The organism is Dactylosporangium darangshiense (assembly GCF_039537565.1).
Taxonomy (GTDB): Bacteria; Actinomycetota; Actinomycetes; order Mycobacteriales; family Micromonosporaceae; genus Dactylosporangium; species Dactylosporangium darangshiense.
Genome location: NZ_BAABAT010000008.1, coordinates 21,464 through 45,686, shown reverse-complemented (window position 1 = coordinate 45,686; position 24,223 = coordinate 21,464). Strand labels below are relative to the sequence as shown.

The 24,223-nt window shown below is 70.0% G+C and carries 18 protein-coding genes and 1 pseudogene; 10 read left to right on the top strand and 9 right to left on the bottom strand.

Features of this window, described 5'->3' with window-relative positions:
- The first annotated feature begins 4 nt into the window (after positions 1-4).
- The 3 genes from ABD901_RS17195 (at position 5) to ABD901_RS17185 (ending at position 2,863) form a co-directional block, all read left to right on the top strand.
- Positions 5-901 (top strand): hypothetical protein, encoded by an 897-nt coding sequence (locus ABD901_RS17195; protein WP_345127898.1) that lies wholly within the window; start codon positions 5-7, stop codon positions 899-901.
- A 91-nt stretch (positions 902-992) separates the two neighbouring features.
- Positions 993-2,420 carry an O-antigen ligase family protein gene (locus tag ABD901_RS17190; protein ID WP_345127897.1) on the top strand — a complete coding sequence of 476 codons (1,428 nt, stop codon included), beginning with the start codon at positions 993-995 and terminating at the stop codon, positions 2,418-2,420.
- Positions 2,417-2,863, top strand: coding sequence for a hypothetical protein (locus ABD901_RS17185; RefSeq protein ID WP_345127895.1), 447 nt, complete (start codon positions 2,417-2,419; stop codon positions 2,861-2,863). The genes ABD901_RS17190 and ABD901_RS17185 overlap by 4 nt, the downstream gene beginning before the upstream one ends.
- A 146-nt stretch (positions 2,864-3,009) precedes the next feature.
- On the opposite strand, the gene ABD901_RS17180 is transcribed toward ABD901_RS17185, so the two are convergent.
- The 6 genes from ABD901_RS17180 to ABD901_RS17155 all read right to left on the bottom strand — a co-directional run bounded on the left by ABD901_RS17180 (position 3,010) and on the right by ABD901_RS17155 (position 10,316).
- Positions 3,010-3,978: an acetylxylan esterase gene (locus ABD901_RS17180; RefSeq protein ID WP_345127894.1), complete on the bottom strand. Its 969-nt coding sequence runs from the start codon at positions 3,976-3,978 to the stop codon at positions 3,010-3,012.
- A 6-nt stretch (positions 3,979-3,984) separates the two neighbouring features.
- A complete protein-coding gene (locus tag ABD901_RS17175; protein WP_345127893.1) occupies positions 3,985-4,815 on the bottom strand; it encodes a carbohydrate ABC transporter permease in 831 nt (276 codons plus the stop codon).
- A complete protein-coding gene (locus ABD901_RS17170) occupies positions 4,805-5,692 on the bottom strand; it encodes a carbohydrate ABC transporter permease (protein WP_345127892.1) in 888 nt (295 codons plus the stop codon). The genes ABD901_RS17175 and ABD901_RS17170 overlap by 11 nt, the downstream gene beginning before the upstream one ends.
- Positions 5,693-5,752: 60 nt before the next feature.
- The gene (locus ABD901_RS17165; protein WP_345127891.1) at positions 5,753-7,036 is read right to left on the bottom strand and encodes an ABC transporter substrate-binding protein; all 1,284 of its coding nucleotides are present in this window, start codon (positions 7,034-7,036) and stop codon (positions 5,753-5,755) included.
- 272 nt (positions 7,037-7,308) lie between these two features.
- Entirely contained in the window at positions 7,309-8,892 is a 1,584-nt protein-coding gene (locus ABD901_RS17160) for an FAD-dependent oxidoreductase (RefSeq protein WP_345127890.1), read from the bottom strand.
- Positions 8,893-9,311: 419 nt separating this feature from the next.
- A complete protein-coding gene (locus tag ABD901_RS17155) occupies positions 9,312-10,316 on the bottom strand; it encodes a LacI family DNA-binding transcriptional regulator (RefSeq protein ID WP_345127889.1) in 1,005 nt (334 codons plus the stop codon).
- Positions 10,317-10,683: 367 nt separating this feature from the next.
- On the opposite strand from ABD901_RS17155, the pseudogene ABD901_RS59030 reads away from it, so the two are divergent.
- A pseudogene (locus ABD901_RS59030) lies at positions 10,684-10,734 on the top strand (twin-arginine translocation signal domain-containing protein); the annotation flags it as partial.
- 317 nt (positions 10,735-11,051) lie between these two features.
- Entirely contained in the window at positions 11,052-11,657 is a 606-nt protein-coding gene (locus ABD901_RS17150; protein ID WP_345127888.1) for a hypothetical protein, read from the top strand.
- Positions 11,658-12,056: 399 nt separating this feature from the next.
- Here ABD901_RS17150 and ABD901_RS17145 read toward each other — a convergent pair whose 3' ends face one another.
- A complete protein-coding gene (locus ABD901_RS17145; RefSeq protein WP_345127887.1) occupies positions 12,057-12,818 on the bottom strand; it encodes a class II glutamine amidotransferase in 762 nt (253 codons plus the stop codon).
- Positions 12,819-13,802: 984 nt separating this feature from the next.
- Between ABD901_RS17145 and ABD901_RS17140 the strand changes: the two genes are divergently transcribed.
- Positions 13,803-14,921, top strand: a complete 1,119-nt coding sequence (locus tag ABD901_RS17140; RefSeq protein WP_345127886.1) for a carboxylate-amine ligase — start codon at positions 13,803-13,805, stop codon at positions 14,919-14,921.
- A gap of 560 nt (positions 14,922-15,481) precedes the next feature.
- On the opposite strand, the gene ABD901_RS17135 is transcribed toward ABD901_RS17140, so the two are convergent.
- On the bottom strand, positions 15,482-17,806 hold the full coding sequence (locus ABD901_RS17135) for a beta-glucosidase (protein WP_345127885.1): 2,325 nt from the start codon (positions 17,804-17,806) through the stop codon (positions 15,482-15,484).
- A 595-nt stretch (positions 17,807-18,401) separates the two neighbouring features.
- A complete protein-coding gene (locus tag ABD901_RS17130) occupies positions 18,402-19,418 on the bottom strand; it encodes a LacI family DNA-binding transcriptional regulator (RefSeq protein WP_345127884.1) in 1,017 nt (338 codons plus the stop codon).
- 120 nt (positions 19,419-19,538) lie between these two features.
- Here ABD901_RS17130 and ABD901_RS17125 point away from each other — a divergent pair, with 120 nt between their 5' ends.
- From ABD901_RS17125 to ABD901_RS17110, 4 genes are all read left to right on the top strand, one after another.
- Entirely contained in the window at positions 19,539-20,855 is a 1,317-nt protein-coding gene (locus ABD901_RS17125) for an ABC transporter substrate-binding protein (RefSeq protein ID WP_345127883.1), read from the top strand.
- Between the two features lie 19 nt (positions 20,856-20,874).
- On the top strand, positions 20,875-21,855 hold the full coding sequence (locus ABD901_RS17120; protein WP_345127881.1) for a carbohydrate ABC transporter permease: 981 nt from the start codon (positions 20,875-20,877) through the stop codon (positions 21,853-21,855).
- Positions 21,856-21,860: 5 nt separating this feature from the next.
- Complete coding sequence (locus tag ABD901_RS17115; RefSeq protein ID WP_345127879.1) at positions 21,861-22,697, top strand: carbohydrate ABC transporter permease; 837 nt, start codon at positions 21,861-21,863, stop codon at positions 22,695-22,697.
- A 164-nt stretch (positions 22,698-22,861) separates the two neighbouring features.
- Positions 22,862-24,223, top strand: coding sequence for a glycoside hydrolase family 10 protein (locus ABD901_RS17110; RefSeq protein WP_345127878.1), 1,362 nt, complete (start codon positions 22,862-22,864; stop codon positions 24,221-24,223).

The window sequence follows — 24,223 nt, the reverse complement described above, 5'->3', positions numbered from 1 at the left end:
GGGCGTGGAACGCCTGACCAGTTACACCGACTCATGGAACCGCCAGCCGCTGCCCGGGCCGCTCGCCGGTGGCCCGCCGCCGACCGACCCGCAGGCCATGGTCGTCTCGGCGCTGTGGCTCCTCGCCGCGTGGGCGCCCGCCGCGACGCCCGGCTGGCGCGCCGGCATCCAGCTCGACGCCCCCGCGCAGTGGGACGCCGCCGAGCCCGTCACGGACGCGGGGCCACTGCTGGCCGAGCGGTTCTCGTTCACCGATGTGCAGAGCCAGACCCTCCAGCGGTACCTCACGAGCGAGCTCAACAGCCAGTACGTCCACGTGCGCAGGGTGCCCGCCGACCTCACGCTGCTGATGCGCGACTGGCGGGACCGCACCACGCGGCTGACCCTGCAGGCGGCGGCGTCCGTCGAGCCGCCGCCCGAGGGCAGCCGCCTGCCGTGCCTCATGACGCTGCTCAGCGACCTGCTGTGGGTGAACAACAACAACCCGGTGACGTTCCGCGTGCACACCGGCGAGCGCGAGGAGGCCACCGGCGCCGTGTCCTGGTGGGCGCGCACGCGCGAGGACCCGCCCGAGGACGGCGACGAGCCGCGGTTCGCCCCGATCGCCGCCGGCGACGTGCGGGCGGCGCTGCTGAACGTGGCCCGGGGCGGGCTCAACGACCTCGGCGCCGACTGGGACGGCGACGGCGACTACCCGGCACTGCCCGACGACCACATCGCGGCGCTGCTGAGCCACGACCTCCTCGACGTCCTGCTGGAGCGGGTCCGGCCGGTCGAGCTGCACGGCACCGGCTTCCTGCCGGTCGACTGGGACCAGCAGGACGAGGAGCCGGAGGTCGGCGTCGTCGTGCTCGCCGGCGAGCACGAAGTGGCGGTCCTGGACATAGACGTGAGCTGTTAGATTCTTTACTGAAGCAGCCTCCAACCCTTCGCGCATTGTCGGCCGTCGTTATAGACGTCGCGGCTCGACGGTCGAACGGGGGAGGCTGGCTGTGGCGGATCTGCCTGCACTGCAAGCGATTCCGGCGCGTCCGGACACGACCGGCGGGTCGTCGGCGCCCGCCCTGACGCTGCTCGCCGCGGCCATCGCCGGCGTGGTGGCGCAGGGCGGGTTCTACACACCGGGCCGCATCCTCGTGAGCGCGCTGGCGCTGCTCGCGTTCGCTCTCGCCGTACCGTGGCGGCGGCCCTTCGACCGCGACCTGCGCGGCGTCGGGATCGCCGCGGCCGCCATCGCGGCGTGGGCGCTGCTGCGCGCGGCGACGGCGGGCGGGCTGGCCGACGCGGCCGGCATCTGCCTCGCCCTGATGACGCTGCTCGCCGGCATCACGGCCGCCCGGCGCGCCCGGCCCGCGGACCTGGCCCTGGGGCTCACCGGCCTCGGCGTGCTCGTCGCGCTCACCGCCTGGGCGGGCGTCGCATGGCGCATCGGGCGCTGGGCGGTGCTGGTGGAGTCGACGCTGTGGCGGGGCGCGTCGACGCTGACATACCCGAACGCCGCCGCCGCGATCCTCGCCGTGGCCGGGCTGCTCGCGCTCGCGCTACTGCTCGCCGAGCCGGGTTCGTGGGTGCGGGCGCTCGCGCTGTACCTCATCCTGGCCGGGCTGGGTGCGGCGCTGAGCCGGGCCGGGCTGCTCGCCTTCGGCGCCGGCGCCCTGGTCTTCATGGTGTTCGCGCCGCACCGGCTCGCCGGTCGCGAACCGGACGCGAGCGGCGCGCAGGGGAACCGTGCACGGCTCGCTCGTCAGCGCCGGGTGCTGCGCCACCTCGTGCCGGCGGCGCTCGGCGCCGCGGTTGCCACCGCCGCGCTCGTGCCGTCGTTCCCGGCCAACGCCGCCCCCGAGCCGCTGCTGGCCGTCGGCGGGCTCATCGCCGGCGGGCTCATCGCGCTCGTGCGGCCGCTCTTCGGCGTGGCGCTGGCCGCGGGCGGCGGTGCGGCGGCCCTCGCGCTTTCGCCGTCCACATTGGACACGGTACTGCGGCGACGCTTCACCGTCGCCTCCCAGGGGCGGGCGGGAGCGTTGCGCTCCGCGCTCGACCAGGCCGGCGAGCACCCGCTGCTCGGTAGCGGGCCGGGGCAGGCGCGGTACTTCTGGTTCGACTTCGAGGGCAAGCTGGTCGTGAGCCGGTGGGTGCACAACGAGTACCTGCAGTGGCTCGTCGACCTCGGCGCCGTCGGCCTGGCCGCGCTGCTCGGCCTCGTCGTGGCCCTCGTCATGCTGGTGCGCCGCGGCCGCACCGAGAACCCGCTGTGGACCGGTGCGGTGGCCGCCATCGCCGCCGTCGCCGTGCACAGCGCCTTTGACTTCCTGTGGGAGCTGGCGGTCGTACCGCTGATCGTCGGCGTGCTCGCCGGCATGGCGGGCCCGCCCCACGGCGAAGAGAACACACCACCATCACAGAACGGGGAAGCGCAATGAAGCTCAGGAAGTCCCACCTCGGCGCGGGTGCGCTATCGCTCGGCGCGGTGCTCGCGTTCGCCGTGCCGGCCGGCGCGGCGGTCAACCTGCAGTCCGAGTCCAGCGGGAACTCGGCGATCAAGATCGTCAAGCAGGCCAAGCTCAAGGCGCAGGGCGCGGCCACGGTCGTCACGGTGAACGTCACCTGCCCGATCGGCTCGCACTACCAGGTGACGGTCGACGTCGTGCAGACGATCAACCCGAACACCACCACGCACGGCAGCGGGTACGTGTCCAACCAGGACTGCTCGGGCGTTACCGACAAGGTGAAGGTTCCCGTCACGGCCGGCGGCGCGCCGTTCAAGCCGGGCGTCGCCTACGCGGTCGGCCGCCTGGACGTGAGCAGCCCGTGGAGCTACACCAGCCTCAACACCGGCCGCGAGATCGTCAACGTCGAGAGCTGAGCATCCGGCCCTGGGCCGGTCTCAGCACGACGCCAGCCCGGGATCAGTTTGAAAGCTGCATATACCCCGTCGGGGTATAAGTCTGACATGTCGTGGCGCGCCAGCGCCCGACATGTCGGACCTGCGGTGTTTCGCGGCGCGCGGCGCTACGGGTTCAGGTGCTCTGCCAGGAAGCGCAGGCGGGCCGCCGACTGGACCGTCTCGCCGCCCTCGTGGCCGTTGAAGTGGTACACCTCGATGGTCTTCGGGGCGGCGTAGTTGTGGTAGGCGCCGTACACCGTCGACGGGGGGCACGTGGTGTCCATCATTGCCGCGCTGAACAACGCGGGAGCCGTTCCGCGGCGGGCGAAGTGCACGCCGTCGAAGTGGCCCAGGGTGTCGAAGACCTGGGCCACGCGGTCGCGGTGGACCTTCAGGTAGCCGGAGATCTCCAGGTACGGGCCCGTTGCGGCGCGCTCGGCGCCGCGGCGCATGTCGCACAGGAACGGGACGTCCGGTGCGACCGCGGCCAGGCCCGGCACCAGGCCGGCGACGGCCAAGGTCAGGCCGCCGCCCTGGCTGATGCCCGTCACCGCGACGCGCGCGGGGTCGACGAGCGGGTGGCTGCGGGCCGCCTCGACCGCGCGCACGGCGTCGGTGATGACGCGGCGGTAGAAGTGCTTGGCCGGGTCGAGGATGCCCCGGGTCATGAAACCGGCGTGCTGCGGACCGCTGCCCTGCGGCGCGAAGTCCTCGGTGTCGCCGCGCCGCCAGCCGCTGCCCTGGCCGCGCACGTCGACGAACAGGTGCGCGTAGCCGGCCGAGGCGTAGAGCAGGCAGTCCTCGGGCAGGCCCCGGCCGCCGTTGTACCCCGGGAACTCCACCACGCACGGCAACGGAGCCTGCGCGCCGGCCGGCACGACGAACCACGCCTTCACCGTCTGGCCTTCGTGGCCGGCCAGGCTCACGTCGTACACCTGGAGCGTCCTGAGGCTTGTCGAAATCGGCTCGAAGACCGGTGCGGCGCCGGGCGGGCCGGACAGCACCTCCGCCCAGAACGCGTCGAAGCCGGCGGGTTCGGCGGCGCCGCTGCGGTAGGCGGCGAGCTCTTCGAAGGTGAGGTCGGACAGCGGCACGGCGGTTCAGCCTTTCAGGCCCGTGTGGGCAAGGCCCTCGATGAACTGGCGCTGGGCCACGACGAACACGGCGAGGACGGGGATCGCGGTGAGCGTCGCCGCCGACAGCTGCACGTTCCACGCGGGCCCGCCGTAGGCGTCGACGAACTGCGTGAGCGCCTGCGGCAGCGTGAACTTCGAGGGGGTGGACAGGAACACGATCGGTTCAAGATACAGGTTCCAGCTGTGCAGGAACGTGAAGATCGACACCGCGCCGAGGGCGGGGCGCGACAGCGGCAGGGCGACCTTCCAGTACAGGCCCAGCCGGCCGAGCCCGTCGATGCGCCCGGCCTCCTCCAGCTCCGCCGGCAACGCGATGAAGAATTGCCGCATGATGAACGTGGCCAGCACGCTCGGCGCGCCGAAGATCGGCACGAGGATCAGCGGCCAGTGCGTGTCGATCATGTGCCAGCGCTGGAACATCTGGAACAAGGGCACGATCGTCACCTCGCTGGGCACCAGCAGGCCGGTGAGGACCAGCAGGAACAGCGCGTTCTGGCCGCGGAAGCGGATGCGGGCGAACGCGTAGCCGGCCAGCGACGACACCGCGAGCGTGCCGATGGTGCACACGATCGCGATGTACATGCTGTTGAGGTACTGCTGCGCGAACGGCTGCGCCTCGAAGACCTGCCGGTACGCGGAGACGTCCACGTGCGTCGGGATGAGCGACGGCGGGAAGCGGAACACCTCGCTCACCGGCTTCACCGACGAGGTCACCATCCACCAGGTCGGGAACACGAACGGGATCGCCAGGACGCACAGCAGTCCATACATGACGGTCTTTGTCTTACGACTCATGGAACACCCATCGCTTGCGCATCTGCCACTGCACTGTGGTGAGGACCAGCACGATGGCGAACAGCACCAGGGACAAGGTGGCGCCGTAGCCGAAGTGGTGGAACTGGAAGGCCTGCTGGTACAGGTAGTAGACGAGCACCGTGGTCGAGGTGCCCGGGCCGCCCTGCGTCAGGACGGCGATCTGCGCGAAGACCTGCAACGAGCCGACCACCGTGATGATGGACGTGAGCAGGATCGTCGGGCTGATCATCGGTACCGTGATGCTGCGGAACGACCGCCAGGCGCTCGCCCCGTCGAGGCGCGCGGCCTCGTAGAGCCCGGCCGGCACGCCCTGCAGCGCGGCGAGGAACAGCACCATGTTGAGCCCGACGTTCTTCACCACCTGCACGACGATCACCGACACCATCGCCGTCGCGTCGCCGCGCAGCCAGTTCGGCCCGTGCACGCCGACCGCGTCGAGCAGGCCGTTGACGCCGCCGTTGTCCTGCAGCAGGAAGCCCCACACGATCGTCCACGCGATCATCGACACCACGACCGGCGAGAAGAACAGCGTGCGGAACACCACCGTGCCGCGCAGCTTCTGGTTGAGCAGCACGGCCAGCAGCAGCGCCAGGCTCAGGTTGAGCACCAGCAGCCCGGCGGAGAACAGGCCGGTGGCGGCGAGCACCTTCGGCAGGTTCGGGTCGTCGGCGAGCTGCCGGTAGTTGTCCCCGCCGACGAAGTTGAACTCGTCGGCGAGGACGTTCCATTCGTGCAGGCTGTACCACGCGACCAGCACCAGCGGTACGAGCACGAAGACCACGGTGCCCGCCAGCTGCGGCGCGATGAACAGGTAGCCGGCCAGTTGGTCGCGCCGGCGCGCGGTCCAGAACCTCATGTCACGTTGCCTCTTGTTGGGGGATGTCTGCTTGTTGGGGGATGTCTGCCCTTTTCGGATTTACTTGCTCAGCAGGGGCTTCAGGCCGGTGCAGACGGTGTCGAGCACGCTCTTGACGTTGGCGTCGGGCTTCCACAGCGGGTCCAGGGAGGCTCGGACGTTCTGCGCGATCTCGGCCGAGCCGGTGTGGCTGGGCTTGACCACGCCGCTGGAGATGCCGTCGATGACGACCGACTGCAGCTGGGTGGGCTTGAGCAGCGGGTTGGTCTTGGCCAGGGTGTCGGCGTTGAGCTGGCTCTTGCGGGCCGGCGGGAAGTACTGCGCGAGCTTCGCCGAGTTCGCCGGCGCCGTGAAGAACGCGAGGAAGTCGGTCGCCGCCTGCGCGTGCTTGCTCTTCTTGAGCACACCGAGGCCGGCCTGGCCGACGACGGAGTACTTGCCCTTCGGCCCGGAGGGCAGCGGCACCAGGTCCCAGCCGAACTTGGCGTCCTTGAGCAGCGACGCCCGCGAGATCTGGGTGACGGTCATCGCCGACTGCCCGGTGAAGAAGTCCGCGGCCACGCCCGGGCCGGGCATCGCCTTGTCGGTGAAGACGGCCTTGTGCAGGGCGGTCATCGCGTCGACCATCTCCGGCGCGTTGAACCCACACGTCTTGCCGTCGGCGCTCCACGCCTGCGCGCCCCAGCCGGTCCACACCGTGGAGAGGTTGCTCCACGTCTTGTAGTCGAAGTCGCGCACCACGATGCCGGCGGTGCCGGTCTTCGCGTTCACCGCGGCGCCCTCGGCGAACGCCTTCTCCCACGTCCACGTGCCCGCGGCGACGAGGTCAGCCGGGTTGTCCTGCCCCGCCTGCTTGAGCAGGTCGGTGTTGACGAACATGCCGAAGGGCGAGGTGGAGAACGGGTACGCGTACAGCTTGCCGCCGGTCTGCCACAGCTTCGTGGCCGCGGGCGCGATGTCCTCGGCGTTGTAGCCGTCCGTCTTCTTCAGCGTGTCGTCCAGCGGCACCAGCGCACCCGACCCGACGAAGTCCGGCGCCGAGTCCTCCAGGACCCACGCCAGATCCGGCCCGTTACCGCCGGCGATCTGCGTGGTGAGCGTCGTGGTGTACGAGTCGAACGGCAGCGGGTCGAAGCGCACGCTCACGTTGGGGTGCGCGGTCTTGTACTCGGCGGCGATGTCGTTGAACAGCTTGAGGTGTGCTTCGTTCGCCGACCAGATCGTCATGCGCAGCTCGATCGGCCCGGTGTCCTCGGCGACGGGCGTACCGCCACCGTCTCCACAACCGGCGAGTGCGGTCAGTGCGGTTACTGCGAGGGCGGCTATCGCGGCGCGGAACTTCATCTCGATGCTCCTGCTGTTTCGGGGGTGTGTTGGTGTTTCGGAGTTACTCGTCCGGCTCGGCTCGGATTCGTGGTTTCTCGTCGGGCTCGGGTCGGATTCGTGGTCTCTCGTAGGGCTCGGGTCGGATTCGTGGTCCCTCGTCCGGCTCGGCTCGGTTCGTGGTTAGGGTCGGGCTCGGCTCCGATTCGTGGTTCCTCGTCCGGCTCGGCTCCGATTCGTGCTCGTTCGGCTCTGCCGGTAGCGGTCTTTGTTCGTGTTCGTGTTCGTTTCGCTCAGTAGCCGACGACATCCGGCCAGTGGCGCTCGACGCCCTCCCGGTCGAGCCGGGACTGGAACTCGGCGAGCAGACCAGGGGTGTTGCGGACCTCACGCGGCGTGCAACCGCGGTCGAGACAGAACGCGGCGAGCGCACCGGCCGCCTCGCCGGCGTTCCACTCGACGGGGTGCAGGCGGTAGGCGCCGTTAGTGATGTGCGTGGTGCCGATGTTCTTGCCGGCGGGCAGCAGGTTGTCCACACGCCGCGGGATGAGCGAGCCCAGCGGAATCTGGAACGGGCAGCACCCGACGTCGATGTAGTGGTCACCGCCCGTGGAGGGGTGCAGGTCGATGCGGTACATGCCGACGCCGACGCTGTCGTGGTAGCTCACGGCGCCCTTGTCGCCACGCACGGCGAGCGCCAGGTCCTGCTCGACGACGGTGTACTCGGCGAGGATCCGCCGGGACTCGCGGATGTACGGCGCCTGGGCCAGCCCGTCGGCCGAGCCGGTCACGTCTCCCCGCAGCCGCAGCCCGGGGAAGCCGGTGCCGCCGTCAGGCCGCGGCGCCTCGGTCTGCAGCCAGTACAGGACCGAATACGCCTGCTCGCGGGCCGCCGCGAGGTTGGCCGCCGCGTCGGGCACGTCGATGACCGGCTGCTCGAAGTAGTCGAGCATCGGCCAGTTCACGAGGCAGATGTCGCTGTCGTAGGCCCCGGGCTCGAACAGCCGGCGCGCGGCGATGCGCCGGAACGTCCACAGGTTGTGATCGCCGGGGTTGCGGCGCTGGTCGGCGTCGACGAGCAGCGGGTCGTCGTCCGGGTTGGGGTCGAAGATACGCTCCGTAGGCAGCAGCGTGCGCGGGCTCGGCGCCCGGAACGACAACAGCGGGCCACCCCAGAACGGCGGGGTGTAGTCGCGCCAGAAGGCGTACCGCTCGGGCCGGTCGATCGTGTGGTCCCCGTCGACGTGGTCGACCGCGAAGCACACCGAGACCGCCTGCATGTTGCCCGGCTGCGCGACGGGCGGCGCGCTCGGCTCGCCGGTCTCGGCCTGCGACTCGAACCCGGTGACGTACTCGGTCCCGCTGAGCCGCAGCAGCTCACCGGTCTCGGTGGCGTCGAGCACGTAGGGTGCGGCGACGTGCGCGAGCTCGCCGGTGTCCCGGTGCCGCAACGTCACCGAGGTCACCCGGTCACCGTCGGTGTCGGCCGCCGCGGGCACGAACGGTTGCAGCACCCGCAGGCGCCCGTTCGATCGGTACGGCGAGAGCATCCCCTCCAGCACCGCGACCGCGACGCGCGGCTCGTGACAGAGCCGGCTCACATGCCCGGCCCCCGGGTTGAGGTCGCGCCACGTTCGGGCGGCGGCCGTGAGCGGATAGTGACGGCGGTAGTAGTCGCGGATGCCGTCGCGCAGCGCCCGGTAGGACGCGGTCACGCCGAACCGCTCGACCCAAGAGTGCTCGTCCGGGGGCACGGCCTGGCTGGTGAGCTGCCCACCCAGCCAGTCGAACTCCTCGGTGAGCACGACGCGCCTACCGCCACGCAGCGCAGCGAGCGCCGCGGCGACGCCACCGAGCCCACCGCCAACAACCAGCACGTCGGTTGAAATATCTACCATTTGCGATTTATCGTCTTTCACTTCGAGGTCTGATTGTCTTTGACCACTTCACGCACGTCCACGGTGACCTGCGCGTCCCTGCCTCGTTGCGGCGCCGGCCGACGAGTTCGCCTCGGCTCCGGCGACGCGTGTTCGCCCACCTGTTCGCCTCGACGTCGATGCGACGCCGGCCGACCAGTTCGCCTCGGCTCGGGCGTCGCGCGCTCGCCCATCTGGTCGCCTCGACGTCGATGCGACGCCCGCCGACCAGCTCACCCCGGCTCGGGCTACGCCTGCTCGCCCACCTGGTCGCCTCGACGTCGGTGACGCGTGGTCGCCCAACTGCCCGATGCGTTCGGATGGCCGTGCCCGATTTATCGATTTTTTCCCGGATTTATGGCCATAGCGCGTGCACTCGTTCATCGCCTTTCCCGCAGGGTCGTGCCTTCCACCAGGGCACACGGGAGAAGGCGCTGGCGCTCGGTCTCGGCGCCGTCGATCAGCGCCGTGAGCACCTCGAGGGCCTGGGCCCCCATTTCGCGCCGCGGGATGGCGAAGCCGCTGAACTGCGTGTCGATCGGGTCCGCGACGTGCCGGGTCGGCTGACCCAACGTGACGATGTCGAGCCCCTCCGCGACCCGAGCCAGGGCCACGCCGTCACTGTGTTCTTCGGCGAATACGGCGGTGATCTGCTTACGGTGTACCATATCTGCGGTTTTGTGGGGATCTCCCACCGTGAGGTGCAGGCCGTTCGCGCCGGTCGCGGCCACGCCGCGGTCGAAGCCGTCCCTGCGGTCCGCGTGCGACTCCGGACCCTCCCCCTGACCCAGGTAGGCCAGCCGGGTGTGTCCGAGCGCGACGGCCCGCTCGACCAGCGCCGCGGTCGCACCGGCGTAGTCCGCGCCCACGTAGGGCACCGGCCCACCGGCATCGGCACGGCGGCCGACCGACACGAACGGAAACCCGTCGGCGACCAGCCGGGTGAGCTCTTCACGGTCGAGCGAGCGACCGAGCAGGATGCACCCGTCGGCGAGGCGCAGCCGGTTGCCTTCGTGGAAGATGCGCCGCCGACCGTCGATCACCGGGGCGCTGGTGAGCAGTAACAGATCGCTACCGAGCGCCTCGGCCTGCTCCTCGATGCCGACCAGGAACGGATGGTAGAAGTCGCTGTTACCGGCCGGAAAAACCGGCTCGTAGGTGAAGACGCCGATGATGCGGTTGTCCCGCGCGGCGAGCCGCCGGGCGATCGGGTCGGCGACGTACCCGCTGTCGCGGATCGCCTGCAGCACCCGCTCGCGGGTCTCGGGCGCGATCCGCACGTCAGCGTCCGAACGCCCGTTGAGCACGAGCGACACGGTCGCCTGGCTGACGCCCGTCATGCGGGCGATGTCCCGCTGTGTCAGGCGGCGAGGTGTTCCCGGCACGCGTCCGTCCGTCCCTTCATCGGCCGCGCCGTCCCGATCCCCGCGAGCGCGGAAACCGTTCTGGCGCAACTACATCGCGCCCACCCGGACTCCCACGAAGTGCGGAAACCGGGCCGGCGCACTCACTCTTGCGCCTGCCCGGGCCGCCGCAAAAATGCGGAAACCGGGCCGGCGCACTGGTTTCGCGCCTTCGCTGCCGGCGCCCAACCTCGCGGCGCCGGCGGCTTCAGCGCTGCTAATGCGCATTACCACTCGGTGGTTGAGCATCCTGGACCGCCGCGGCCCGATTCGTCAAGCCCCCGGTTCCCGCTGATAATTCGTATTAGCACCTTGACCGGCGCGTCGGGCCGGTAACACACTCCCATCCATGAATCGCCGCCAGCTTCTTCGGGGCGTGGCCGCGACCGCGGGCGCAACCGCCCTCGGCGCCCTCCCGCTACCGTCTCCGGCGTCCGCCGCGCCGGCCGGCTTCCCCACGTACCAGTACCTCGGCGTGCCGTTCACCAAGTCGGCACTGCGCTACAACCCCACCAACGAGCTCATCTTCCCGTGCATCCGCGGCGTGTACGACAAGATCTCGGGCGGCCTGGCCCGCTACTACCTGTACTACGCGCCGCACAACGCCCCCGGCGGCATCTGCCTGGCATACGGCAACTCGCTGGCCGGCCCCTTCACCGAGTACGCAGCGAACCCGATCTCTCCAACGTGTGGTCGCCGCACTACTCCGTCAGCCACGTGTCGTCCCCGCACGTTCTGTGGAGCGCCAGTAACCAAAAGTTCTACCTGTACTTCCACGGCGAGAACGGCACCACGCGCATGGCCTGGTCAACGGACGGCGTGCACTTCACGTACTTCGGCGTGGTCCTGTCGACCGCGATGGTCCCCGGCACGACGGAGACCTCGTACGCCCGCGTCTTCGAGCACGCCATCCCCGCCCTGGGCAGCAAGTACGTCATGCTCTTCATGGGCGTGACCTCCGGCACCCGGAAGATCTTCTGGGGCTGGTCGTCGGACGCCAAGTCGTGGCAGTTCGACCCGACCCCGCTGGTGACGCCGACGCCGGACGCCCAGACCGACATCTCGGGCCCTCACCTGCTGACCCGCAACGGTACGAGCTACGTCGTCTACCACGGCAACGGCGGCGACATGTACCTCACCGAGGTCGGCAACAACTTCGACCGCGAGGTCCACCTGGGCGTCTTCCACACGGCGCTGAGCGGCGCCCCGGACAGCGGGCGCAGCGCCGCCCCGTCGTTCGGCACCGACGGCGGCGTCGAGTACATGTTCTACGAGGCCGGCCCGCGCCTGTCCGCAACGATCGCCGTGGCCCGCGCCATCTGACGCAGGTCGTCCCGATCCGCGGCCGCCAGCCGACACAGCTCCTCACGATCGGCGGCCGCCATCTGACGCAGGTCCTCGCGATCCGCGGACGCCATCTGACGCAGGTCCTCCCGATGCGCGGCGCGCACGTCGTGATCGCGGCGACGACGTCGCCCTCGGTTAATCCACATCCCCACCGGCGCTTCTCCCCGGAGGTGCACCGAACGCTTCCCCGAGACCACTCACCGTCTCGGTCCGCTCTTCCGGCCGTCCGTTACCCGCCTTCGGACGTCCACAAGGGCTCATCTGCTCGTTGGACTGTCTCCGGTCCGTTCCTCGTCGACCGTTCCCAGCAGCCAACCCTGCCCGGGCCGTGCCCCCTCTCTCGCGGCACGACCCGGGCGGGTCAGGCGCGGCCGATCATCGGCCAGCGCCGACCAGCGCCGGCTCGAACGGGCCGACCACGTCGATGCCGGGCTTCACCAGCTCGTAGCTGGACTCGGCGACCGGCTGCCAGGCTCCGACCAGCCCGCCGAGCGGCTCGGAGACCACGATCCGCGTCTCGTCGGACACGCCCTGCAGCGCGGGATTGTCCGGGTACATGGTGCGCAGCGTGTCGACCGCCGTGCTGCAGTACAGCGACCGGCTGTTGCGTTCGCTCGAGTACCGGAACGCCCACAGCCGCTCACCCTCCGTGAGCGCGATCGTCATCTGCACCGGATTGTCGATGTCGTGCTGCCGCCCGGCCTCCTCGACGCAGCCGACCATGCGCTCGACGGACCCGATGGGGTCGGTCTCGAGTCCGAACGTGAGCGCCAGGTAGAACATGATCTCGGAGTCGGTGGATCCGCCGATGCACGGAAACAGCTCGGGGTCGACAGACAACGTGAGCGTGCGCTTGAGCTTCGGGTAGCCGCGGATTCGCCCGTTGTGCAGCCACAGCCACCGTCCGTGGCGGAACGGATGGCAGTTCGTCTGCTGCACCGGCGTACCGGTGCTGGCCCTGATGTGCGCCAGGAACATGCCCGACCGCACCGAGTGCGCCAGCTCCCGGAGGTTCTCGTCCCCCCAGGCCGGCCCGGTCCCCCGGAAGAGCGTCGGCTCCGGCGACCCACCCGGCGTGTACCACCCGACGCCGAACCCGTCACCGTTGGTAGTCCCCACCCCGAGCCGCGCGTGCATGCTTTGATCGATCAGTGAGTGCTCGGGCTTGTACAGAAGCTCCTCGAGCAGAATCGGCGACCCCGAATAAGCGAGCCATCGGCACATCACGCACCTCCCTCACCCGATGGTCAACACCCGTCGCCCACCGCCACTCACCCGGTCGGGATGACGTCCGCCAGCTTCGCTCCGGCGGTCTCCCAGCAATCGAGAATTGGTTCGTCCAGCAAGTGCTCGACACCCCGCCCGACCGGGGCCAGATCCGTCGCGGCAGTGCTTCGCGCGAGGTCGCGGCAGTGCTTCGCGCGAGGTCGCGGCACTGCTCCGCGCGAGGTCGCGGCACTGCTCCGCGCGAGGTCGCGGCAGTGCTTCGCGCGAGGTCGCGGCACTGCTCCGCGCGAGGTCGCGGCACTGCTCCGCGCGAGGTCGCGGCACTGCTCCGCGCGAGGTCGCGGCACTGCTTTGCGGCGCGAGGTCGCGGCACTGCTTCGCGCGAGGTCGCGGCACTGCTTTGCGGCGCGAGGTCGCGGCACTGCTTCGCGCGAGCCAGGGCAGGCACGACCGGGCAATGACCCAGCGCCGCGCCAGAACGGAATCCGATCGCAACACCCGGAGCGCACCGCCTCGCGAAACGGTCGCGCGGGGACCTGTGCCGTGCCGCGCTGGAAGCCACCGGCGACGGCCTGCGCCCGGACGGCTACATCGTGGACGACAGCAGGCGTCTGACTGCCTTCGCCCGATGCCGGATGTCTCCACACCGTCCGTGGTGCCGCTGACGCTGGCTGCACGCGGGAAAGGCGAAACCCCTTGTGGGCACACACCGTGACGCGTCGGGTGTGGGTGAGGTGGCGCGGGGCGTCATCCCTTTCGGGTGGCGGACGGTAACCGGATGCAGTGGTGGGCCTACCCGCGGTGGTTCCGGTCACCCGGGCTGGATGACGTGCGGTGACGTGGCGTGGGGTGACGCTTCACCCGTCGACGAAGTTGTGTGGAGGGGAGGCGGCGATGCTCACCGTAGGGGTGGAAGAGGAGTTCCTGTTGCTCGAGCCCGATGGCGCCGTGGCGCCGGTGTCGGCCGGAGTGCTCGGGGTGACCGACGGGGACGAGCGAGTGCACCACGAGTACACGGCGTATCAGCTCGAGACCGTCAGCGGCGTGCATACGCGGCTTGACCAGCTGCACGATGAGCTCGCCGAGCTGCGCTGGATCGCGTCGCATGCGGCAGGGCTCGCGGGTGCCCGGCTCGTCGCGGCCGGGGCGCCGCCGTTTCGGCGCGGGCCGTTGGATGCGCTGACGGACGATCCGCGGTACCGGCAGCTGGCCGACCGCTTTCCCAATGCCACCATGGCGGCCGCGGGGACCTGTGGGTGCCACGTCCACGTCGGGGTGGCCGACCGCGACCTGGCCGTCGGCGTGCTCGGGCGGCTGCGACCGTGGCTCGCTCCGCTGCTCGCGCTGACCGCCAACTCGCCGTGCGCGGACGGGGCCGACAGCGGGTACGGCAGCGTTCGTTACGAAGCGCGCCGGCAATGGCCGACGTTTCGCGCGCCGGAGGTCTGGGCCGACGCGGAAGACTACGACCGGGCGATCGAGGCGCTCATCTCCGACGGCACCGCCCTCGACATCGGCGGGGTGCACCTGCTGGCGCGGCTGTCCGGGCGGTACCCGACGATCGAGATCCGCATCGCGGACACGTGCCTGAGCGTGACGGACACCGTGGTGTTCGCCGGGATCGTGCGGGCGCTGGTGGCTACGCTGATCGAGGACGTACGGCGCGAGCATCCCGTCGAGCGGCACACAGCGGCCGAGATCGAGGAGGGCCTCTCCGCGGCGGCGCGGCACGGGCTCGTGGTGCGGGGGCCGCAGCCGCCCGGGAAACCGCCGGTCACGATCGCCGACCAGCTGCGTGTGCTGCTGCGCAAGATCACGCCGGCCCTGGGCGAGACCGGCGACGCGGTCGCGGTGCACAGCCGGCTCGGCTGGCTGTGCCGGCACGGTACCGGCGCGGAGCGGCAGCGCTCGCTGCTGCTGCACGACCCGCGGCCCGAGGCGTTCGTGTCGGCGCTCGCCGATCACACTGCGCCCCGCCCGACCACCGCTCGCAAGCTAGCATGGGCCGCCTGAGCAGGCACAACCCGCACTAGCGACCAAGATCGTCAAATTGCTGGATTACCGATTACCGAATATCGGCAATTCAGTAATCGGTAATTCGAGGCCCGACCGGGGCCGCAGCCAGCAAGATCATCGCACCGGCGCAGCGGAGCTCTGCGGTAGCAGCTACCGAGCTCGCGGTGGAAGTTACACGGCGCGGGGTCCGGGCGACCCGACTCAAACTCCGCGGCGAGCAAAACGACGCCCGCGACGCCGTCGGTCTCGCCGCCGCCACGTTGCCGTCCTCCGACTGGATACAAAGACGGTCCGGGTCAGGACGCCGAAGACCTGACCCGGACCGAGCTTGGATCGGACCGAGCGAAGAGCTGAACCCGACCGAGCGACGAGCCGAACCGGGCGACAACCAAACCGAACCGAGCTTGGATCGGACCGAGCGAAGAGCAGGACCGGGCGGCAGCCGGACCGGACCGAGCGACGAGCCGAACCGGGCTGGGCTGGGCGAGAGGAATGCTGGTCGGGTTGTGTCGTCGAGGATGCGGCCGATGTCGCCGCGGCGGCGACATCGGCTCGTGTTACGGGAGCAGCGCGAACGTTGGGTGCAGGCGGCGGGACGGGCCGACGACCCGGGCCGCGCCTACCATCGGGACGTGCAGTGCGGTGTGCGTGTCGCCGCTGGAGTGGCCGACGAACAGCTCCACGTCGCCGGGTTCGACGACGCGGCGGCCGTCGCGGCCGGTGTATGACAGCAGGTCCGCGTGCAACGTGATGACCAACGTCCGGGACTCGCCCGGGGACAGGTCGACGCGCGGGGCGGCGATGAGCTGGCGTACCGGGCGGGCTACCGAGGCGACGGGGTCGTGGGCGTACACCTGGACCACCGTGCTGACGTCGCGCTCCGAATTGTTGGTGAGTGGTACCGACAATTCGAGCTCGCCGTCCGTGGCCCAGCCGTCCGTGGAGTGCAGCGCGACCTCGCCCCAGGTGGCGGCGGCGTAGGAAAGGCCGTGGCCGAAGGGGAAGAGCTGCGTCGGGTCCACTGTGGACACCTCGCTCTTGCGGCCCAGGGATGCAGACAGGTACGTCGACGGCTGTGACGTGCCGGCGGCCGGGAAGCCGACCGGGAGGCGGCCCGACGGGTTGACCTGGCCCGACAGCACGCCGGCGATTGCCGCTGCGCCCTCCTCGCCGGGGAAGAAGGCGCAGACGGCGGCGGACAGGCGGTCGATCTGGCGGGACAGCTCGTACGGGCGGCCGGCCAGCACGACCAGGACGACCGGGGTGCCGGTGGCCAGCAAAGCCTCCAGCAACTCCTCCTGGCGGCCGGGCAGGCGCAGGTCGACGGCGTCGCAGCCCTCGCCCGACGTGCCGGCGCCGAAGAGGCCGGCCAGGTCGCCGAGGACCGCCACGCAGACGTCGGCGTCCGCGGCGGCGCGCGCGGCGGCGGCGATGCCCTCGTCGTCGCCGCCGAGAACGGGGACGCCCTGCTCGTACACGACCTCGAAGCCGGCGCCGAGAGCGTCCACGATGGACGGTGCCACCACGCCCAGCTCCAGGCCGGGGTGGTGGATGCCGACGTGGCGCGGGAAGGAGTAGCAGCCGAAGAGCGAGTCGGGGGTGCCGGCGCCGGGGCCGACGACCGCCAGGCGGGTGCCGGGCGCCAGCGGGAGAGCGCCGGCGTCGTTGCGCAGCAGGACCACCGAGCGCTCGGCCAGTGCGCGGGCGAGGGAGCGGGCCTCGGCGTCGTCGAGTGCGGCGAACGGGCCGGCGGCGCGCAGGTACTCCGGGTCCGGGCGCCACGACGGGTCGAGCAGGCCGAGCTCGCACTTCTGGCGCAGGATGCGCTCGACGGCGCGGTCGATCAGCGACTCGTCGACGTCGCCGGCCTCGAGGGCCTTGAGCAGGGGGCCGCCGAAGCAGTTTACGCCTGGTAGCTCGATGTCGACGCCGGCGCGCAACGCGGTGGCGGCGGCCTCGGCGCGGTCGGCGGCTACGCCATGCAGCGACTCGAGGAACGCGATCGCGAAGTAGTCCGACACGACGGTGCCGTCGAAGCCCAGACGATCGCGGAGGAGCTCCGTGAGCAGGGAGGCGTCCGCGGCCACCGGGACGCCGTCGATGTCGGTGTAGTTGTTCATCACCGAGCGTGCGCCGGCCCGCAGCGCCATCTCGAACGGGGGCAGCAATACGTCGGCGATCTCGCGCGGGCCGATGGACACCGGGGCGAGGTTGCGGCCGGCGCGCGAGGCGGAGTACCCCACGAAATGCTTGAGGGTGGCGACGACGCCCGCGGACTGCAGGCCGCGCACGTACGCCTCGCCGATCGTGCCGACCAGGTACGGGTCCTCGCCGATGGTCTCCTCGACGCGGCCCCAGCGCAGGTCGCGGGTCACGTCGAGCACCGGCGCGAGGCCCTGGTGGATGCCGAGGCGGCGCATCGTGTCGCCGATGTGCGCAGCCATGCGCTCCACCAGGCGCGGGTCGAAGCTCGCGCCCCACGACAGCGGCGCCGGGAAGATGGGCATCTTCCACGCCGCGAGGCCGGTCAGGCACTCCTCGTGCACGATCGCCGGGATGCCGAAGCGGCCGGCGTTGACCACCTGCCGTTGCAGGTCGGCCACGCGGCGCGCGCCGGCGGACGGTTCGATGGGGGCCGAGCCGTAGACCCGGGTCACCTGGCCCAGTCCGTGGCGGATGAGTTCAGGCCAGTCGATCGGGTCGGGGGCCTGGTCGTTCTGGTGCGGGGCGACCTCGCCGGCGGTATCGTCGACGTTGAGCCACGCGCCGTACATCTGCGCCACCTTCTCGCGCAGCGACATGCGGGCCATGAGGTCCGCCACCCGTTCGCCGACGGGCAGGTTGGAGTCCCGCCACGGTACGGCGGCGCCGCTGTCTGTCACGCTGGTTCGCTCCGTTCACAACAAAACGAGCAATATTCACAAGAACTGGCATGTCACAAAACTGGCCGTGCCCGCAAAAACTGGCTGTGCCACAAAACTGGCGGTGTAACGAAGGCTGGCGATCTTCACAGAAGCCGGCTTGTACCAAATATCGAAATGCCCGATAAATCATGTAAATCAGGAACCGCGGGTCGCGAGCCGCGCCGACCCGCCGGGGCGGGCGGTTCGCGAGCCGCGCCTACCCGCCGAGACGGGCAGGTAGTGAGCCGCGCCCACTCGCCGAGACGAGCAGGTAACGAACCGCGCCCACCCGCCGAAACGAGCAGATAGCGAGCCACGCCCACCCGCCGAAACGAGCAGGTAACGAGCCGCGCCCACCCGCCGAGACGAGCAGGTAACGAACCGCGCCCACCCGCCGAGGCGCCGGGTGAGGATCACGCCCGGCGACCGACTGCGATGACCGAGCGCCGCAGGATCACCGCATCGCAGCCCTGAAGTGCAGGTCATGTCCGGAGCCGGACCTCGGCCCCGGCCCGGCGAACCAGCCGCCGGAAACCGCCGCGCGACCGGCCGCAGAAGCGGCCCGATGCGCGGATCATGTCCCCCGCCCAACGGGCGCCGTGGACTGGCGCACGACGAGACGGGTCGACAACCGGATGTGCGTATCGTGCGTCTGCTCGCCGTGCATCAGCTGGATGAGCAGGTCGATCGCCCGATGACCCATCTCATGGATGGGCTGCTCGACCGTGGTCAGCGGCGGCCGGGCCAGCGCCGCCTCGGGCACGTTGTCGAAGCCCACGACCGACAGGTCCTCCGGCACCCGCAGGCCCATGGCGACCGCGACCTCGATGGCCGCGATCGCCGAGATGTCGTTCGCGGCGAACAGCGCGGTCGGGCGGTCCGGCGACTCGAGCAGGCGGCGGGCCGCCGCGGTCGAGTCGTCGGCGTCGTAGTTACCGGGCTGGATGAGCAGCGGATCGACCGGGATCCCGGCCGCGCGCAGCTCCTCGCAGTAGCCCTGCTCGCGCAGCTTGGCCGACTCGAGGTCGGGACGGCCGCCGATCAGGGCGATACGCCGATGGCCCAGGTCCAGCAGGTGCCGCACGCCGGTGCGGGCGCCCGCCAGGTTGTCCGAGTCGACCGTCGGCAGGCCGGTCGGGCCGGTGTGCGGGTCGACCGCGACCACGGCCTGGCCGAAGTCGACCTCCACGACCGTCGGGGTGACCAGCACCGCGCCGTCCACGAGCGTGCCGGACAGCCGCGAGAGGTAGCGCTGCTCCCAGCCCGCGTGGTCGGACGTGCGCCCGCCGGCCGAGTACACGACCAGCTCGTACCCGGTGCCCTTGATCGCCTTGGCCGCGCCCTTGAGCAGCTCCGTCGAGAACGGCTCCAGGTCGGCGACCAGGATGCCGATCACGTTGGTCTTGTGGTTGCGCAGGCTCTGCGCGACCAGGCTCGCCTCGTAGCCCAACTCGCGGATCACGGCCTGGACGTGCGCGCTCGTGGCCGCGGACACGCCGTAGCGGGCGTTGAGGACCTTGGACACCGTCGCGACCGACACGCCGGCCGTTGCGGCCACGTCACGGATCGTGATTCGGGAGGTGGGCTTCACGAGGGCACAATAACGTCCGATAACGTTATCGACAACGATTGACAATCCTCGTAACTAAGGACGAGACTCTGCGGTCATCGAGGGCCGAGCCCCTGAGCTCGCCCACGCCCCCGTCAGGAGATGATCACTTTGAACGTCCGCCTGAGCACCCCACGGAGGCTGGCCGCGATCGCCATCGCACTGTCGATGGCAGTCCCCTCCCTGACCGCTTGCGGAAACGACAGCAGTAACGCACCAACCGATGCCAACGCGCCGGTCACGCTGACCTGGTGGCACAACGGCAACCAGGACCCAGCGCTGGGGGTCTGGCAGTCGATCGCCGACCAGTACCACAAGGACCACCCGAACGTCACGTTCAAGGTCGAGCCCGCGCAGAACGAAGCACTGAAGACCAAGATCTCGGTGGCGCTGCAGTCCCCCAACCCGCCCAGCATCTTCCAGCAGTGGGGCGGCGGATCCCTGGCCACCCAGGTTGAGTCGGGCAAGATCCTGGACATCACGCCGCAGACGTCGAGCTGGATCAGCCAGCTCGGTGCGGCGGCCAAGGGCTGGCAGGTCGAAGGCAAGCAGTACGGCATCCCCTACGACCTGCACGTCGTCGGGTTCTGGTACCGCAAGGACCTCTTCGAGCAGGCCGGCATCTCGGCGCCGCCGAAGACGATGGCCGAGCTCAACGATGCCGTGTCGAAGCTCAAGGCGAAGGGCATCACGCCGATCTCGGTCGGTAGCAAGGACAAGTGGCCGGACGCGTTCTGGTGGTCGTACTTCGCGATCCGCGAGTGCTCCCTCGACACCGTGCAGAGCACGGTGAAGAACCTCAAGATGGACGACCCGTGCTGGGTGAAGGCCGGCGAGGACCTCAAGGCGTTCCTGGCCACCAACCCGTTCCAGAACGCCTTCCTGGGCACCCCGGCCCAGCAGGGCGCCGGCAGCTCGGCCGGCCTCGTCGCCAACGGCAAGGCCGCGATGGAGCTGCAGGGCGACTGGGAGCTGCCGACGATGATCCCGCTGACCGAGGACAAGCAGTTCGCGTCGAAGCTCAGCTGGTTCGCGTTCCCGAGCGTCGAGGGCGGGAAGGGCACGCCAGGCACCGCGCTGGGCGGCGGCGACGGCTTCTCCTGCAGCGTCAAGGCGGGCCCGGCCTGCGCCGACTTCCTGAAGTACGTGGCCAGCACCGACGTGCAGACGAAGCTGGTGCAGAGCAACACCGCGACGCTGCCGGCCAACCCGCAGGCGATCTCGGCGATCCAGGACGCGTCCCTCAAGACGGTTCAGGAGGCGCTGAACAGCGCGCCGTACATCCAGGTGTACTTCGACCAGGCGCTGCCGACCAGCATCGGGTCGGCGCTCAACGACGCCATCGCGGACTTCTTCGCCGGTAAAGGCTCCCCGCAGGGCATCGTGGACGCGTTCACCAAGGCCGTAGCGAACAAGTGATCCGAGAAGGTAATACGGCATGACGCAAACGGATGGTATCGCCGTGGCGGCGGCACCATCGGCCCGGGCCGGTCGCGCGGCGTCGCGACCGGCCCGTCGGCCGGGCGGGCGCCGGGCCAAACGGCTGGAGCTGACGCTGCTGCTGACCCCCGCGCTGGTGCTGTTCATCGGCTTCGTCCTGCTGCCGATCGGGGCGGCGATCTACTACAGCTTCTACAAGTGGACCGGATTCAGCCCGCGCACGTGGTTCGGGCTGGGCAACTACTCGCGGGTGTTCGAGGACGAGGTCTTCCTGCACTCACTGCTGCACAACATCATTATCGCGGTGCTGTCGGTGGCCATCCAGCTGCCACTGTCGATCGCGATCGCGCTGCTGCTCAACCGGAAGATCCGGGGCCGGGCGGCGCTGCGGCTGGTGGTGTTCGCGCCGTACGTGCTGTCCGAAGCGATCACCGCCGTGGTGTGGCTGCTGATGCTGCAGCCCGACGGGTTCGTCGACCAGGCGCTCAAGAGCGTCGGACTCGGCGGCGCGATCCAGGAGTGGCTCGCCAACGGCGACCTGGTGCTGTACACGCTCTTCGTCGTGATCACGTGGAAGTACCTGGGCTTCGGCGTCATCCTGCTGCTGGCCGGGCTGCAGAGCATCCCCGCCGAGCTGCGCGAGGCCGCGTCGACCGACGGCGCGACGGCGTGGCAGACCACGCGCAGCATCATCCTGCCGCTGCTGGGCCCGACGATCCGGATCTGGATCTTCCTGTCCATCATCGGCTCGCTGCAGCTGTTCGACCTGGTCTGGATCATGACGCTGGGCGGCCCCGCGAGCGCCTCCAGCACCATGGCAACCTACCTGCTCGATCACGGCTTCAGCCGCTACGAGTTCGGCTACGGCAGCGCCGTCGCCGTCGTGCTGTTCGTCGTGTGCTTCATCTTCGCGCTGATCTACCAGCGCTTCGCCCTGCGCCGCGACACCGAGGGCGCACTGACCCGGATCGTGGAGTGACACCCATGACCAAGCGCCGGTCCGCCATGACGGTGGGCACTCCGTTCACCTACCTGGCGGCCCTGCTCGTCGTCGGGGTCACGGTGGTGCCGCTGCTGTTCACCGTGCTCGGGGGGTTCCGCACCAACGCACAGATCAACAACGCACCGGCCGGCTGGCCGAAGCCGTGGGTGTTCGCCAACTACGCCGAGGTGCTTACGTCGTCGGTGTTCTGGCGCGCGATGGGCAACAGCGCCTTCATCGCCGTGGTCGCCACCGCACTCGCGGTCGCGGTCGGGGCGATGGCGGCGTTCGCCCTGTCGCGGTACACCTTCAAGGGCCGCGAGGGGCTCTACACGCTCTTCACGATCGGCCTGCTGTTCCCGGTGACGGCGGCGGCGCTGCCGCTGTACCTGCTGCTGCGCCAGCTCGGGCTGCTCGAGCACGCGCTCGGCGTGGCCCTACCGGAGGCGGCGTTCTCGCTGCCGATCACGATCGTGATCCTGCGACCGTTCATGCACGCGATCCCCGGCGAACTCGAGGATGCGGCGGCGATGGACGGGGCCGGCAAGCTGGGCTTCTTCTGGCGGATCCTGCTGCCGCTGAGCCGCCCGGCGCTCACCACGGTCGCCATCCTGGCGTTCGTGACGAGCTGGAACGCGTACCTGCTGCCGCTGCTGGTGCTGTCCGACCCGACGGACTTCACCCTGCCGCTGGGGGTCGCGGCGTTCCAGACGCAGTACTCCCAGGACACCGCCCGCATCCTGGCGTACACCGCGGCGTCGATGATCCCGGCGATCGGCTTCTTCGTCTTCGCGGAGCGGCGCATCGTGGGCGGCCTAACCGGTTCAGTAAAGGGCTGAAACATTGTCGTCTTTCGAAAGACTGTAAGTTTCGCGAATTGTAATATCGATAACGCCTTCGACCTGGTGAGACCCGCCGTGACGTTTCTACTCCGTGCATTTTCCGGAATGCTGGAGGCGGTCCGCTAATCAGCGGATTTCGAAACGTTCGGAGGTCTTGCGCCATGAACAGAGCAAGGACCCGAGGGGCGATCGCACTGGCCGGTGCGGCCGCGATCGCCACCATCGTGGGCCTCGCGAGCAGCGCCGACGCCGCCACCACACTGGGGGCGTCGGCGGCGGAGAAGGGGCGGTACTTCGGTACCGCCGTCGCCGCCTACAAGCTCAGCGACGCCACCTACAGCGGCATTCTCGACCGCGAGTTCAACATGATCACGCCCGAGAACGAGATGAAGTGGGACGCCACCGAGCCCACGCAGGGGCAGTTCAGCTACTCCAGTGCGGACCAGATCGTGTCCCACGCCACCGCGCACGGGCAGCGGATGCGTGGGCACGCCCTGGCGTGGCACTCGCAGCAGCCGTCGTGGGCGCAGAACATGTCGGGCACGGCGCTGCGCAACGCGATGGTCAACCACATCACCAACGTCGCCACGCACTACAAGGGCAAGATCTACGCCTGGGACGTGGTGAACGAGGCCTTCGCCGACGGCGGTGGCGGCGGCCGGCGCGACTCGAACCTGCAGCGCACCGGCAACGACTGGATCGAGGTCGCGTTCCGCACCGCGCGGGCCGCCGACCCGGGCGCGAAGCTCTGCTACAACGACTACAACACCGACGGCGTCAACGCGAAGAGCAACGCGGTGTACGCGATGGTGCAGGACTTCAAGTCCCGCGGCGTGCCGATCGACTGCGTCGGCTTCCAGTCGCACATCAACTCCGGCTCCCCGCTGCCGTCGGACTACCAGGCCAACCTGCAGCGCTTCGCCAACCTCGGCGTCGACGTGCAGATCACCGAGCTCGACATCGCCGGCTCCGGCACCGCGCAGGCCAACTCGTACGCGAGCGTGGTCAAGGCGTGCCTGGCCGTGTCGCGCTGCACCGGCATCACGGTGTGGGGCATCCGCGACAGCGACTCGTGGCGCAGCGGTGACACCCCGCTGCTGTTCGACAACAACGGCAACAAGAAGCCGGCGTACACCGCCGCGCTGGACGCGATCAACGGCAGCCCGTCCTCGCCTCCGCCGACCACGCCGAACACGTCGCCGTCGGCGTCGGCCTCGCCGTCCAACCCCGGCAACCCGGGCGGCAGCGGCTGCACCGCGACCGTGTCGGTCAACCAGTGGCAGGGCGGCTTCGTGGCCACCGTGCGCGTCACGGCCGGCTCGTCCGCGCTCAACGCCTGGAGCGTGACGCTGGCGCTGCCGTCGGGCGCCACCGTCACCAACTCGTGGAACGTCGCGCGCTCCGGCAACACCTGGAGCAACGTGTCGTACAACGGCCACGTGAACGCCGGGCAGTACACGGAGTTCGGGTTCCAGGCCAACGGCACCGCCGGCACCCTCACGCCCAGCTGCTCGGGGAGTTGA

What these genes read in the sequence shown, in the direction of transcription:
- ABD901_RS17115 (WP_345127879.1), top strand. Translation starts at nt 21,861, where the DNA reads ATGACCAAGCGCCGGTCCGCCATGACGGTGGGCACTCCGTTCACCTAC.
- ABD901_RS17140 (WP_345127886.1), top strand. Translation starts at nt 13,803, where the DNA reads ATGCTCACCGTAGGGGTGGAAGAGGAGTTCCTGTTGCTCGAGCCCGAT.
- ABD901_RS17165 (WP_345127891.1), bottom strand. Translation starts at nt 7,036, where the DNA reads ATGAAGTTCCGCGCCGCGATAGCCGCCCTCGCAGTAACCGCACTGACC.
- ABD901_RS17125 (WP_345127883.1), top strand. Translation starts at nt 19,539, where the DNA reads ATGATCACTTTGAACGTCCGCCTGAGCACCCCACGGAGGCTGGCCGCG.
- ABD901_RS17120 (WP_345127881.1), top strand. Translation starts at nt 20,875, where the DNA reads ATGACGCAAACGGATGGTATCGCCGTGGCGGCGGCACCATCGGCCCGG.
- ABD901_RS17110 (WP_345127878.1), top strand. Translation starts at nt 22,862, where the DNA reads ATGAACAGAGCAAGGACCCGAGGGGCGATCGCACTGGCCGGTGCGGCC.
- ABD901_RS17175 (WP_345127893.1), bottom strand. Translation starts at nt 4,815, where the DNA reads ATGAGTCGTAAGACAAAGACCGTCATGTATGGACTGCTGTGCGTCCTG.
- ABD901_RS17185 (WP_345127895.1), top strand. Translation starts at nt 2,417, where the DNA reads ATGAAGCTCAGGAAGTCCCACCTCGGCGCGGGTGCGCTATCGCTCGGC.
- ABD901_RS17170 (WP_345127892.1), bottom strand. Translation starts at nt 5,692, where the DNA reads ATGAGGTTCTGGACCGCGCGCCGGCGCGACCAACTGGCCGGCTACCTG.
- ABD901_RS17145 (WP_345127887.1), bottom strand. Translation starts at nt 12,818, where the DNA reads ATGCACGCGCGGCTCGGGGTGGGGACTACCAACGGTGACGGGTTCGGC.